This window comes from Streptosporangium sp. NPDC000095, assembly GCF_042899335.1.
Lineage (GTDB): Bacteria > Actinomycetota > Actinomycetes > Streptosporangiales > Streptosporangiaceae > Streptosporangium.
Genome location: NZ_JBIAZS010000013.1, coordinates 92,483 through 106,701 on the forward strand (window position 1 = coordinate 92,483; position 14,219 = coordinate 106,701).

10 protein-coding genes are annotated in these 14,219 nt (G+C 72.2%); all 10 read left to right on the forward strand.

Annotated elements, in window-relative coordinates; translation table 11 throughout:
* The first annotated feature begins 552 nt into the window (after nucleotides 1-552).
* The 10 genes from ACFY3V_RS26845 to ACFY3V_RS26890 all read left to right on the forward strand — a co-directional run bounded on the left by ACFY3V_RS26845 (nucleotide 553) and on the right by ACFY3V_RS26890 (nucleotide 14,183).
* Nucleotides 553-2,673: a glycogen debranching N-terminal domain-containing protein gene (locus tag ACFY3V_RS26845; protein ID WP_350947569.1), complete on the forward strand. Its 2,121-nt coding sequence runs from the start codon at nucleotides 553-555 to the stop codon at nucleotides 2,671-2,673.
* Between the two features lie 57 nt (nucleotides 2,674-2,730).
* Nucleotides 2,731-3,861: a glycosyltransferase family 4 protein gene (locus ACFY3V_RS26850; RefSeq protein ID WP_350947570.1), complete on the forward strand. Its 1,131-nt coding sequence runs from the start codon at nucleotides 2,731-2,733 to the stop codon at nucleotides 3,859-3,861.
* Nucleotides 3,862-3,926: 65 nt separating this feature from the next.
* On the forward strand, nucleotides 3,927-4,697 hold the full coding sequence (locus ACFY3V_RS26855; RefSeq protein WP_350947571.1) for an enoyl-CoA hydratase-related protein: 771 nt from the start codon (nucleotides 3,927-3,929) through the stop codon (nucleotides 4,695-4,697).
* Between the two features lie 87 nt (nucleotides 4,698-4,784).
* Nucleotides 4,785-5,201, forward strand: coding sequence for a hypothetical protein (locus tag ACFY3V_RS26860; RefSeq protein ID WP_350947572.1), 417 nt, complete (start codon nucleotides 4,785-4,787; stop codon nucleotides 5,199-5,201).
* Entirely contained in the window at nucleotides 5,198-6,424 is a 1,227-nt protein-coding gene (locus ACFY3V_RS26865; RefSeq protein ID WP_350947573.1) for a DUF6395 domain-containing protein, read from the forward strand. Before ACFY3V_RS26860 ends, ACFY3V_RS26865 begins: the two co-directional genes overlap by 4 nt.
* A complete protein-coding gene (locus ACFY3V_RS26870; protein WP_350947574.1) occupies nucleotides 6,409-7,263 on the forward strand; it encodes a M55 family metallopeptidase in 855 nt (284 codons plus the stop codon). Before ACFY3V_RS26865 ends, ACFY3V_RS26870 begins: the two co-directional genes overlap by 16 nt.
* A 162-nt stretch (nucleotides 7,264-7,425) precedes the next feature.
* Entirely contained in the window at nucleotides 7,426-9,090 is a 1,665-nt protein-coding gene (locus ACFY3V_RS26875; protein WP_350947575.1) for an FAD-dependent oxidoreductase, read from the forward strand.
* Nucleotides 9,091-9,163: 73 nt separating this feature from the next.
* On the forward strand, nucleotides 9,164-9,724 hold the full coding sequence (locus ACFY3V_RS26880; RefSeq protein WP_350947576.1) for a YbaK/EbsC family protein: 561 nt from the start codon (nucleotides 9,164-9,166) through the stop codon (nucleotides 9,722-9,724).
* A 131-nt stretch (nucleotides 9,725-9,855) separates the two neighbouring features.
* On the forward strand, nucleotides 9,856-12,222 hold the full coding sequence (locus ACFY3V_RS26885) for a protein kinase (protein ID WP_389777284.1): 2,367 nt from the start codon (nucleotides 9,856-9,858) through the stop codon (nucleotides 12,220-12,222).
* Entirely contained in the window at nucleotides 12,222-14,183 is a 1,962-nt protein-coding gene (locus ACFY3V_RS26890) for a serine/threonine-protein kinase (protein WP_362920997.1), read from the forward strand. Before ACFY3V_RS26885 ends, ACFY3V_RS26890 begins: the two co-directional genes overlap by 1 nt.
* Nucleotides 14,184-14,219: the final 36 nt, after the last annotated feature.

The window sequence follows — 14,219 nt, forward strand, 5'->3', positions numbered from 1 at the left end:
CTGTCCGGTGAGCGTTCGGCCCGCAGGACGGCCTGGCCCGGCGAGTGTGCGAGCCGCCGAACGTTTCGGTCCGGTGAACGGTGGCGTATGAGTCGCGCATGAATCCGGGGTGAATCACGCTTGAACGGTCGTACCCGACACGGATGGCCGAGAAGTGCTCTCGTTCGGCCGCCGCGCGTGGTGAGGTGGGTATGTTTGGCCACTCGACCTGGCGCCCAGCAGAGGTTCCCGGCGCCGTGACCCCGGAGCGCGTCTGATCGTACGGCGGCCCGGCGGCGCGTGGCCCGCGGAGGTCGGTGCCGCGGGCCACGCGGAGGGAACCGCGGCGGGGAGCCGCGCGGAGGGGGCCGGAGGGGGCCGGAGAGGGCATGGAGAGGGCCGGAAGAGGTGCGGCAGGGCCGGCCGTCGGCTCTCGGTGCCACCGTTACGATGATTCGGGCAAAACTCCTCTTAAAGTGCAAAATACGGCCATATGCGCCTTTTGTGGAGTTCTTTCTTGTTTGTGCTGGGGATGGGTAGATAGCCGACATCTAGCGCACTCGGGGGAGAGCAGTGGACGCATGGACGTTGAAGGGCCAGCCGGGCGCACTGGGTGACGCCGCGGTCACGCTGGTCGAGGGCGGCTCCTTCTGCGTGTGCGCCCGCAACGGCGACATCCTCCCCGGCGGGGCGCAGGGCGTCTACTACGCGGACACCCGGATCCTGTCGCGCTGGGAGCTGAGGGTGGACGAGCTGCCCGTGGAGGAGCTCAGGGTGCTGCCCGCCGAGCCGTACCACGCGATGTTCCTCGGCAGGGCCGCCCCCCGCCCCGGGCGGGCCGAGAGCAGTCTGCTCGTGATGAGGGACCGCTACGTCGGGGGCGGCCTGCGCGAGGACCTCACCCTGCGCAACCTGTCCGGGGAGCCCGCCGGATGCGTCGTCGACATCCACGTCGCCTCCGACGTGGCGGATCTGTTCGAGGTGAAGGCCGGCCGGATCCGGCACGTGACCGACGTGGAGGTGACGGCCGACAGGACGGGACTGCTGATCGTCTCCTCCTGCCGCTCGCGCGGCACCAGGGTGGTGGCCGAGCCGAAGCCGTTCGCCATGCCGGGCGTGCTCGTCTTCCGCGTCGTCGTGCCCGCGCGGGGTGAGTGGACCGCGAGCCTGCAGGTCAATCCGATCCTGGAGGGCGAGGAGTCGCCCGCCTGGTTCTCCACCCACCACCCGCTCGAACACGCGGAGCCCGCCAGGCGCCGCGCCGACTGGGAGCGCGCCAGCCCGATCGTCGTCACCTCCGACCGCATCCTCGCCCAGGTGCTGGAACGCTCCAAGGCGGATCTCGGTGCGCTGCGGCTCTTCGACGCCGGCATGCCCGACGAGCCGCCGACGATCGCCGCGGGCGCGCCGTGGTTCATGACCCTGTTCGGTCGCGACTCGCTGCTGACGTCGTGGATGGCCCTTCCGATGGACCCGTGCCTGGCGCTGGGCACCCTGAGGCGCCTGGCCAGGCTGCAGGGCACCGTCGACGACCCGCTGACCGAGGAGGAGCCGGGCAAGATCCTGCACGAGCTCCGTTTCGGCACGCGGACCGGTGCCTCACCGCACGCGGGCCGCGCCTACTACGGGTCGGTGGACTCGACCCCGCTGTTCGTGATGGTCATGGGCGAGCTGCGCCGATGGGGTGTGTACGGGGAGGCCATCGAGGAACTCACCCCGAACGTCGACGCGGCCCTGGACTGGATCCGCAGATCCGCCGACCCGTTCCTGTCCTACCGGCGCAAGACCGACCACGGGCTGATCAACCAGGGATGGAAGGACTCCTTCGACGGCGTCAACTTCGCCGACGGCACCCTGGCCAACCCGCCCATAGCGCTGGCGGAGGTCCAGGGCTACGTCTACGCCGCCTACGTCGCCCGTGCCCACTGCGCCCACGCGGTGGGCGACAGCATCCTGGAGGAGCAGTGGAGGGCCCGCGCGGAACGCATCAGGGACGCCTTCAACGAGCGCTTCTGGCTGCCGGACCGGGGCTACTACGCCATCGGCCTCGACGGCGCCGGGCGCGCCATCGACAGTCTCGCCTCCAACATGGGCCACTGCCTGTGGACCGGCATCGTCGACGAGGGCCGGGCACCCTATGTCGCCGAGAGGCTGCTCTCGCCGGAGATGTTCACCGGGTACGGGGTGCGGACCCTCGCCACCACCATGGGCGCCTACAACCCGATGAGCTACCACAACGGCTCGGTCTGGCCACACGACAACGCCCTGATCGCGGCGGGACTGATGCGCTACGGCTTCACGGTCGAGGCCCAGCGCGTCGCCCTCAGCCTGCTGGACGCGGCCGAGGTCTTCGGCTGGCGGCTGCCCGAACTGTTCTGCGGATTCGACCGGGCCGAGTTCGGCCGGCCGGTGCCCTATCCCACCTCCTGCTCCCCGCAGGCGTGGGCCGCGGCGAGCCCCATCCAGCTGGTCAGGAGCCTGCTGCGCTTCGAGCCGTGGATCCCCTACAGGCGGGTGTGGCTGGATCCCGTCGGGCTGGAGGGCCTGCGGATCCAGGGGCTGCCGCTCGCGGGCTCCAGGGTCACGATCGAGGTCGGCCCCGACGGCGCCACCATGGCGGGGCTGCCGGAGGGGATCACCCTGATCGACGAGCCGTGCGGCCCGCTCACCGCCACCGCGGGGCGGGTCCGCTGATCGCTTCTCCAGCCTCCTCCCGGTTCCAACTTCCGTGTCTCTTCAGGTGAGGTGACCGTGGTTTCTTCGAGAATCGTTCCCGGATGGTCAGACGGCCTGCGCGTCCTGATGGTCGCGCCGCCCTGGTACGACGTACCGCCCCGGGGCTACGGGGGCATCGAGTCGATGGTGGCCGTTCTCGTCGCCGGGCTGACCCGGCGCGGGCACGACATCACGCTGGTCGGTGCGGGCAGAGCGGGGACCCGTGCGCGCTTCCTGAGCACCTACGGGCGTGCGCCCTCCGAGCGGATCGGCGAGCCGCTGCCGGAGATGCTGCACGCGGCGAGGGCGTACGCGATGACCTCGGGGCTCGTCGTGGACGTGATCCACGACCACAGCCTCGCCGGGCCGCTGACCGCGCCGGCGCGCGGCGTCCCGACATTGATCACCTGCCACGGGGAGATGGAGGGCGAGTTCGGCGAGTACTACCGGGCGCTCGGCACCACCGTGTCGATGGTCGCCGTCTCCGAGGCACAGCGGCGCATCGCCCCCGACCTGAACTGGGCGGGGGTGGTCCACAACGCGGTCGATGTCACGGCCTTCCCCTTCAGGGAGCGCAAGGAGGACTGGGTGCTGTGGCTGGGCCGGTTCAACGAGGACAAGGGCGCCCATCTGGCGATCGACGCCGCCCGCGCGGCGGGGCGGCGCATCCTGCTCGCGGGCAAGCTCACCGAGAAGGTCGAGTGCGACTACTTCGACGAGTACGTCAAACCCAGGCTCGGCCCCGACGCCGAGTACGTCGGAGAGGCCGACACCGCGCGCAAACACGAGCTGCTCGCGGCGGCGAGGTGCCTGCTCTTCCCGATCGTCTGGGAGGAGCCGTTCGGCATGGTCATGATCGAGGCGATGGCCTGCGGCACCCCCGTGGTCGCCCTCTGCAGGGGGGCCGTGCCCGAGGTGGTCGTGGACGGCGTCACGGGGTTCATCAGGAGCGATCCCTCCGAGCTTCCCGCCGCGATCGAGGCGGCGGACACGCTCGACCCGCGTGCCTGCCGCGTCCGGGTGGAGCGCTTCTTCGGCGTGGAGGCGATGGCCCGCGCGTACGAGGCGATCTACCGCAGGACGATCGCCGGGCTGCCGGGACGGGCGGCGAAGAAACCGGGCAGGAGCGCGGGGGAGAGCAGGGACCTGGCCATGCCCGTCAACTGAGAGGCGCCCTATGGTGGATCGCGGTACGGGGACCGAAGGGGATCCCGGCAGGCGGAAGGACGTCCATGGGTGAGTTCGTGCGGGTTGAGACGGCCGACGGGGTCGCGACGATCAGGCTCGACCGGCCGAAGATGAACGCGCTCAACCGGCAGGTCCAGTTGGAGATCGCCGAGTGTGCCCGGCAGGTGGACGCCGCCGACGACGTGTACGCCGTGGTCGTCTACGGGGGGAAGGTCTTCGCGGCCGGCGCCGACATCAAGGAGATGGCCGGCATGTCGTACGCCGACATGGCGGTCCACTCGCGGCTCCTGCAGGACTGCTTCACCGCCGTCGCGAGGATCGGCAAGCCCGTCGTCGCGGCGGTGACCGGCTACGCGCTCGGCGGCGGCTGCGAGCTCGCCCTGTGCGCGGACGTCAGGATCGCCGGGGAGTCGGCCAAGCTGGGCCAGCCCGAGATCCTGCTCGGCATCATCCCCGGCGCCGGAGGCACCCAGCGGCTGCCCCGGCTGGTCGGCCCGGCCAGGGCGAAGGACCTCATCTTCACCGGGCGCCACGTGTCCGCGGCCGAGGCGCTGGGCATCGGCCTGGTGGACCGGGTCGTCCCCGACGACGACGTGTACACCGAGGCGCTCGCCTACGCCGCCCGGTTCGTGGGAGGCCCCGCCCTCGCGCTGCGCGCCGCCAAGCAGGCCGTGGACCGCGGCCTGGAGACCGACCTCGACACCGGTCTGGAGATCGAGCGCCTGCAGTTCTCCGGCCTGTTCGCCACCGACGACGCCGGGATCGGCATGCGCGCCTTCTCCGAGAGGTCCACGGCGACGTTCACCGGCCGCTGACCTGTCCGGTGAGGTCGGCCGGGCTTGATGGGATCGGTCCTAGCTGATCAAGAATTGCCGGTATCGTGCCGGATTATGGTGCGGTTGGTGAAGCGTGCGCTGGTGCCCGCTCCGCTGCGGCGGGCGGTTCTCGGCTGGTTCGACTCTCGGTACATCTCCAGGGCCGACCACAGGCAGGACGTGAAGGACGCGCTCTGGGAGGTGCAGACGCTGGCCAGGGAGGTCACCGCGCTGCGCGCGGAGGTCGTCGAGCTGCGGACGCGGGTGGCCGGGGTCAAACTCGACCCGGTGCGGGCCGGGCGCTGGGACGACGCCCACCGGCTCGCCCAGGAGACCGCGGTGGCGCTGGACGGTGTGCTCAGGAACGAGGTGCTGCTCTGGCAGGCCGTGGACCGCGCCACCGGGACCTCCGGGACCGCAGGGGCACCGGGAGGCACGGGAGGCACGGGAGGCACTGAAGGCGCGAAAGGCGCGGCGAGCGTCGGGAGGGGGAGCGGCGCGTGAGAGTGGCCTGGACGGCCGACGGCGGCACCTGGCACCTGGTGTTCCGGCTGGACCCCGAGGACGACGTCACCGGCCACTGCGCCGACGGCCAGGCACTGAAACTGGCCACGAACACCTTCAGGGCCGAGCTGCCGCACCCGCCGCGTGACATCCACCCCGACCTGCTCGCCCTCGCCGCGTGGACCGTGATCGCGCCGTGGACCCGGCGCCGCGTCACCTTCGACCGGCCGATCTCGCCGGAACTCGCCGGGGCGATCGGCGAGGGCTGGGGGGTCGAGGCCGGTCCCACCGGGACTGCCGGGACGCGATCCGGCGGCAGGCTCGCGATCTCCTACAGCGGCGGGGCCGACTCGGTCGCGGTGGCCGCGATGCTGCCCGACGCGCCGTTCGTGCACTTCCAGCGGGTCTCCCACCCGCGCGTGCCCAACCGGTGGACCCACTACCGCTCCGACGTGCTGGCCTCGCTGGCGGAGAAGACCGGCCGCGAACTCACCGTCGTCCGCTCCGACCTGGAGTTCACCCTCGCCGAGCCACGTCCCGGCTACCCCGAGCACCACGCGGTCGCCGTGGGCGCGCTGCTGATGGCCGACGAGCTCGACCTGGGCGGCCTCGCCTTCGGCTACGAGCTGGGATCGCGCTGGCTGGGGGGCGCCCGCTACGTGCACCGGTACACGCCCGACAACCTGATGTGGGCCCCGCACGGCGCCTGGGGCCGGGCGTTCGCCGCAGCCGGGCTGCACCTCGTACTCCCGGTGGGCGGGGTGAGCGAGGCCGTCACGATGCGGCTCGCCCTCGGCTCCGACCTGCGCGAACAGCTCCGCTGGTGCCTGCGCGGGGTGGGCGGCCCCTGCGGGACCTGCGGCAAGTGCCTGTACAAGGAGCTCATCCAGGCCGCCGTCGAGCGCCGTCCGCTCCGCACCACGATCACCGCGGGCCGCCCGGTCGCCCGCAAGTGGCAGCAACCGCCCCCGTACGGCGGGCAGGAGATGATCGAGTACGGCTGCGCCAGGGTGCCCGGCATCGAGGACACGGTCTTCGCCGCGGCGGCGCGGCACCTGCGCGCGACCGAGTCCTCCACCGCCTGGCTGGACCGTTGCTACCCGCCCGCGGTCGCGGAGATTCCCGAACCGTGGCGCAAGCAGGTTCACGACTTCGTGGACGGGGAGATCGGTTTCATGAGCGAGGACGAGGCGCGCCGCGTCGAGACGTGGGGGATGCCGTGAAGGTCTACGTCTCGGTCGACATGGAAGGCGTCACCGGGCTGACCGACCCCGAGGAGATGCACGCCGGGGGCCGGGGCTACGAGCGCGGCTGCGAGCTGATGACCGGCGACGCGAACGCGGTCGTCGCGGGGGCGTTCGACGCCGGCGCCACCGCCGTGCGCGTCAACGACGCCCACGGCTCGACGAAGAACCTCAGGATCGACCTGCTCGACGAGCGGGCGACCCTCCTGCGCGGTCCCGGCAAGCCGCTGCGGATGGGACAGGGGCTCGACGCGAGCCACCGGGCGGCCTGCTTCGTCGGCTACCACGCGCGGGCCGGCGTCCAGCACGGGGTGCTCAACCACACCTGGATGGGCAGGGAGATCCACAACGTCTACCTCAACGGCGAGGTCTGCGGGGAGACCCGTCTCGTCGCCTCCTTCGCGGGGACGCTCGGCGTGCCGGTGGTCCTGGTGACCGGCGACGAGGCCGTCTGCGAGGAGGCGAGGGAGCTGCTCGGCGACGTGGAGACCGTCGCGGTCAAGAAGGGCGTCGACAGGTTCGCCGCCGAACTCCTGCCGCCCGCCGTCGCCCAGGCCCGGATCCGCGAGGCGACGGCCCGCGCGCTCGACCGGGTGGCCGACTTCCGCCTGTGCGCCCCCGAGCCGCCGTTCGTCCTCGGTGTCGAGTGGAACTCCACCGCGATCGCCGCCGGATGCGCGATCATCCCCGGTGTGACGGCGGCGGGCCCCCGGCACACGGAGTTCACCACCGACGACTTCTCGCAGATCATGGCCCTGCTGGGGATCTTCGCGATGATCGGCGGCCAGGTGGCCTGCGGCAGCGGCGCGTACGGGTGACCCTTCCGATGACCGCTCGCTGTCCTTTTCGCCCTTCTTTCGGCGCCCAGTCGCCATCGATCGGGATAACCTGCGACGCGCGATTCCCCTCGTCCTGACGACCCCCTTCGCCCTGGCGACCCCCTTCGACCCGACGGTGCCCGATGTGCTGTGACAACCCCCATGAGTGACGAGACGGGTCCCGAGCGGCCCGACACCTCCTCCGCGGTGCCCGTCGCCGCGAAGGCCGCGCCCTCCGCGAAGGCCGAGCCGCCCGCCGGAGCGGGCCTGACGCGCAGGGCGCTGCTGGTCGGGGTGGGCGCCGCCGGGGGCGCCGGGGCGATGTTCGCGGCGATGGGCGCGCTCGGTCTCGCACCGGAGTCCCAGAACAGGGACTTCACGCCCCCGCAGCGCTCCGACTTCTCCCTCACCGGCAGGGCGGCGGCCAAGGTGGTCGTCCTCGGCGCGGGCGTCGCCGGGCTGACCTGCGCCTACGAGCTGGGCAAGGCCGGGTACGACTGCACGGTCCTGGAGGCGTCCGGCCGGGTGGGCGGCAGGACCCTCACGCTGCGCGCGGGCGACCGGCTGGACGAGCTGGGCGGCGAGACGCAGACCGCGGCGTTCGAGGAGGGCATCTACTTCAACGCGGGGGCCGCGCGGATCGCGCCCTGGATGGTCACCATGGACTACTGCCGCGAACTGGGCGTACCCGTTGAGATCTTCGTCAACAACAACGCCTCCGCGTACGTCTACACCCAGGGCATGACCGCCCCGGCCAGGGCGCGCGCGGCCCGCGCCGACCTGTACGGCTACGTCGCCGAGCTGCTCGCCAAGGCGAGCAACGCGGGCGCGCTGAACCGGAGGCTCACCAAGGACGACCGCGAGCGGCTGGAGGAGTTCCTGCGGCGCTTCGGCGACCTCGGCCCCGACCTCGCCTACCAGCGGGACTCCAGGCGGCGCGGGTTCGAGACCTACCCGGGGGTGAGCGAGGGCGTGCCCGTGGACGCGGCCGCCTCCCTGCGCGAGGTGCTCGCCGCGGGCACCGGCAGATACGTCACCATGGACTTCGGCTACGACCAGGTGATGCCCATGTTCCAGCCGGTGGGCGGCATGGACGCCATCGTCGTCGCGCTCGCCGACGCGGTCGGCCGCGACCGGATCAGGACCGGCACCCGGGTGACCGGGATCAAGAACCTGTCCGACGGGGTGGAGATCACCCACCGGAGCGGCACCGAGGACGGCGTCGTCCGCGCCGACTACTGCGTCGCGACCCTGCCGCCCCACCTGCTCGCGCGCCTGCCGCACAATCTCGGCACCCCGATCACCGCCGCCCTCCGCACCCCCGTACCCGTCTCCGCGGGCAAGATCGGGCTGGAGTACGGGAGGCGCTGGTGGGAGATCGACGACCACATCTACGGCGGTGCCACCGAGACGGACCTGGACATCACTCACATCTGGTACCCCTCCCACGGCTACCACTCCCGCGGCGGCCTGGTGGTCGGCTACTACAACAGGGACGAGAACGCCGACGTGTACACCGGCCTCTCCCACCGCGAGCGCCGCAACCGCGCGCTCACCCAGGGCAAGAAGATCCACGGGGAGAAGTACCGCGCGGAGCTGCGCTCCAGCATCTCGATCTCCTGGGGGCGCCAGCCGCACATCGAGGGCGGCTGGGCGAGCTGGCCCTCCTACGAGGGCGCGTTCGCCCTGCTGCAGCGCCCCGCGGGCCGGGTCCACTTCGCCGGAGACTGGCTCACCCACCTCACCGCCTGGCAGGCCGGTGCGATGGAGTCCGCGAGGAGAGCCGTCACCGATCTGCACCACCGGGTACTCCAGACGACATCCTGAGTGTCACCGCACGGCCGTAAAGTCTTCGGTGCGAGAGAATTTCCAAGGGAATTCCTAGGGAGACGAGACGGCGATGACGATCGGGACGTTGGACTGGACGAGTGCCGCCGAGCGGCCTGACCTGCTGGCCGAGCCGGTGGCGCGGGCCGTCGGGGAGCTTGACGGGTTCGGCGGCGGGGCCGGCGGAGTCGGTGGGCTCGCCGGGATAACCGTCGCCGAGATCGACCCGGAGCTCGCCGACACGGCGGCCTTCTGCGAGCGCTACGGGGTGGGCATGGACGAGTCGGCCAACTGCGTGATCGTGGCGGCCAGGCGCGCGGGGGAGACCCGCTACGCGGCGTGCATGGTGCTCGCCACCATGAGGGCCGACGTGAACGGGGTGATCCGGCGCCACCTGGACGCGCGGAAGATCTCGTTCGCGCCGATGGACGACGCGGTCACGCTGACCGGAATGGAGTACGGCGGGATCACCCCGCTCGGGCTGCCCGAGGACTGGCCGGTGCTCGTCGACGAGGCGGTGGCGGCCCACCCGGGGGTCGTGATCGGCAGCGGTGTCCGCCGCTCCAAGCTCGCCGTTTCCGGCTCCCTGCTGGCGGGGTTGAAGACGGCACGGGTTCTTCACCTGGCGAACTGACGCGAAAATGAGATTAAGTGGGAGAGGAAATCGGGAAACCGTCGAGGTTCTGTGAACGTTATTCAATCGGGAAATGTGGCCCGATGGTTCATCTCGTGGGCGGGATCTAAGCCGATATGGTGCTTCATGCCATGAATCAGGACGACCGATTGGGTCCCTACCGGCTGCTGAGGCGGCTGGGCGAGGGCGGTATGGGCGTGGTCCACCTGGCCGTCGACCCGCAGGGCCGGCAGGTGGCGGTGAAGGTCCTCCGTGCGGAGGTGGCGGGCGACGACGTCGCGCGTCGCCGTCTTTCGCGCGAGGTCGAGACGATGCGGCGGGTGCGCAGCGAATACATCGCGGAGGTCCTCGACGCCGACGTGACCGGCCATCGCCCGTACATCGTGACGCGATACGTCGCGGGCAGTCCGCTGGACGAGGTGATCAAGCAGGACGGCCCCATGGAGCTGCCCGCGCTGCTGCGGGTCGCGCACGGCGTGGCGTCGGCGCTGGCCGCCGTCCACTCGGTCGGGGTGATCCACCGCGACCTGAAGCCCGGCAACATCCTCATCCTGGACGGCGAGCCGGTTCTCATCGACTTCGGCATCGCGCAGGCGGTCGACGCCACCCGGCTCACCCAGACCGGCATGTTCATCGGCACCCCCGGCTATCTCGCCCCCGAGATCATCGAGGGGCACGAGGCCGGGCCGGAGGTCGACGTGCACGCCTGGGCGGGGACCCTGGTCTTCGCCGCCACCGGCCAGCCGCCCTTCGGCAAGGGCACGCTGGAGATGATCTTCTACAACATCACCGCGGGCAAGGCGAACGTCGACGCCGTCCCGCAGACGCTCCAGCCGGTCCTGCGGGCCGCCCTCCAGCGCGACCCGGCGAGGCGGCCGTCGGCCGCCGAGCTGGCGGAGCGGGTGGGACGCCTGCTGCCCGCCTCCGGCAGGCCCCGGGTGCCCGACGAGATCACCACGGTCGCCGAGTTCGACGACTCCGCCCCCGGCTCCCGTACGCCCGGCACGCCCGGCACCCCGGGCACCTCCGGCCGTCCCGGAGCCTCCGGCGTCCCCGGCACGTACGGTGTCCCCGGTGTCCCCGGTGTCCCCGGCGCGCGGTCCGGCCAGGGTGGCCTGCCGGGGCAGGGTGATCACGGTCGTCAGGCGGCCCGGCAGGGGCAGGGCTCCACGGGATCCGGGTCACCGGTCCCGCACGTTCCCGGCCGTCAGGGCGCCGCCGTCGAGCCCGGCGACGTGCCGACCCCGGTGGCGTCACGTCCCGCGGTCCCGCAGCCCACCTCCTGGCCTCCCACCCCCGTGGCCCAGCCCCACGAGTACGTCTCGATGCTCGGCGCCGAGCAGCCCGACCCGTGGCCCACCCGCCGGGTGACGTCCGAGGAGCTGCGCCAGGCCGCGGCGGCCCAGCAGGCCGCGCACGACCTGCCCACCGGCATGCTCGCCCCCGAGGACGTCCCCACCCGCACCCCGGGCGTCGTCCCCGGAGCGATGCCCGGCCCGCCCACTCCCGCCGTCCACGACCAGGGCGCCACCGCGCCGGTCTCCGACGGCGACATCCCCACCCAGCGGGTCCGCCCCCAGGATCTGCAGGAATACATCCGCCAGTACACCAACCAGCCGGGACAGCAGGGTCAGCAGGCGCAGGCGGGTCAGCACGGTCAGCAGAGCCGGTCGCCGCTGCCGGGCGGCCGGCCCGCGCCGCCCTACCCGCAGCGGCAGGCACCGCCCGACCAGCAGCAGACCCCGCAGGTCCGCACCCCCACGCCGCCGCCCTACCCCTATCCGCACCCCCAGGCGCAGCACCAGCAGCAGGCCCACCAGTACGCACAGCACCACCAGCAGCCCCAGCAGCCCGTTCCGCCGGCGCTCCACCCCGGCCAGCGTCCGGGTCACGCGTTGCAGCGCTCCAAGGCGTACGGGGTGGCGGGTGTGCTGATGCTGGTCGTGATGACGGCCGCGGCGGTCATCGCCCCGGTGATCGTCGCCGCGCTGGTGATCCCGGCGGCGATCCTGCTGCGCGCCGCCGACATCGCCCAGCCGGCGTTCAACGCCAGAAGAAACGCGGGCGAGGCCGCGGCCGACGTCCTGCGGGTGCTCGGCCAGCCGGTCGCGCTCCTGAAGTCGATCGGCATCACCGTCGCCCTGGTGCCGTACGCGCTCATCCTCGGCCTGCCGGTGACGCTCCTGCTCGCCGTGCTGGTCAGGGACATGCCGGAGACCAACGCGCTGAGCTGGGGCGTGGCCGTCGCGCTCTGGACCGTCTGCGCCGGACCCGGTGTCGAAGGCCCCAGCCGCCAGATGAGACGTACGCTGGCATCACTGCTGCCGTCGCGCGGCGCGGCCATCGTCGCCGCCGCGGGACTGGCCGCGGTGGCGGCGCTGATGGTCTTCCTGGCGATCGGCACCGTGGGAGACGCAGCGCGATCGGCGGTGTGGACGCCGGTCGACGTCGGAACGGTGGTGGACGAACTGGTAGACCTACGAAGGAAGGCGGCGTGATGACCGGCGACACGCGGGCGCCCGAGCGGCTGGGTCCGTACCGCCTGCTCAGGAAGATCGGCGAGGGCGGCATGGGCGTCGTCCACCTCGGGCTCGACGAGGACGGGCGCGAGGTGGCCGTCAAGGTCCTGCACCCGCACGTGGCCGCCGACCTCAAGGCGCGCGACCGGCTCACCCGCGAGGTGGAGACCATGCGGCGGGTGCGCAGCCCGCACGTCGCCGAGGTGCTCGACGCCGAACTGACGGCGAGGCAGCCCTACATCGTGACCAGGTTCGCCCCCGGCCGCACGCTGGAGGAGACCGTCCTGGAGGACGGCCCGCTCCCTGCGGACCAGCTCATCCGGCTGGCGCAGGGCATGTGCGCGGCGCTGGTGGCCATCCACGCCGCCGACGTCATCCACCGCGACTTCAAGCCGTCCAACGTGATGATCGTAAACGGTGACCCGCTCGTCATCGACTTCGGTATCGCGCACCTGGTCAACGCGACCCGGCTCACCCAGACCGGCATGTTCGTCGGCACCCCCGGCTATCTCGCCCCGGAGATCATCCGCGACTCCGAGATCACCCAGGCGGCCGACGTGCACGCGCTGGCCTCGACGGTCTTCTTCGGCGCGACCGGCAAGCCGCCGTTCGGCACGGGCAGCTTCGAGGTCGTCTGCTTCAACATCATGGAGGGCAGGGCCAACGTCGACCTGGCCCCCGCGTGGCTGCGGGGCTGGCTCAGGCGGGCCCTCGCCGTCGACCCCACCGCGAGGCCGTCCGCGCCGGAGCTGCACAGGATGGCCCGCGCCCTCGACCCGAGGGTGACGGCCTTCCACGAGACGCCGCCCACCGCCGTCCTCGACGGCGGCACGAAGGTGCTCAACACCGACGGCACCAGGGTCCTGGACGGTGTCCCGCCGCCGCCCCCGCCCCCGCAGGGCACCCGGGTGCTGCCGCAGGACGACGGTTACGCCGACCTGCTCCCGCCGGTCGAGTACGCCAAGCCGGAGCGGCGCGAGCGCAGGCCCAGACAGGAGCCCGGGCAGCAGCGAGGTCAGGGGTCCGCTGCGACGGCACCGCCCCCCTACGTCCCGGCTTCCAAACCGCCGCCCTACGTCCCCGCGCCGCCCTCGGCGCAGGCGAGGGCCGCGGCCCCGCCGCCCTTCCCCGACCAGCGGGTGGCCGGATATCCGGCGCCGCCGCCCACCGGTCAGGCTCGGCCCTACCCGCCACCGGTCCAGGCGCGGCGTGAGGCGCCGACCCAGGACCGGCCCGCGCCCCGCACCCCTCCGCAGGAGCGCTACCGCGCGGGCCATCCGCTCGCCGCGGCGCTGCTGCTCACGATCCTGGTGGCACTCGCCTGCATGCTGCCCGTGGTGGTGAGCGTGTTCGCGCTGGCCGCCGCGCTCTGCCTGCGGGTGGGCGAGCATCTCTTCGGCGAGCTGGCGGAGCGCCGCTCCATCCGGGGCAGCAGCGCGAGTGACCCGCTGCTCGCGGTGCTCGGCACCCCGTGGGCGTTGATCAGGTCCGCGTTCGGGACGCTCACCAGCGCGGTGCTGTCCGCGATGTTCGGCATGTGCGTGTGGGGCTTCCTCGTCTACGCCGGAGACATGAACAAGAACTTCGCGGCCGCCTACGCCGCGGGCGCCTTCGTGGCGGGGCTGTTCGTCCTGCCCGGTGGCGGCAAGCCGCGCAAGGCCGTCGCCCGCGCGCTGAGCGGGGTCATCCGCAGCCCCGGCGCGGGCATGGTGACCACGATCGTGCTGGGCACGCTGGCGTTCTTCGCGGTCATGACGGCGTGGAGCGTGGTCCCCTCCTTCTCGCCGTGGCAGCCCCCCACCGAGGTGGTCGAAGACCTCACGGCCCAGTGGCGGCAGACGGCGAACGAGGGCACGATGGGCGTGCTCGACCTCGTCGGGGGTCTCTTCGACGACCTGATGACCAGCCTCGGTCTCGGCTTCCTCACCTTCTGGAGATAACGGCACGTCGGGGCCGTCGGCGGGTTTTTCCGGCCG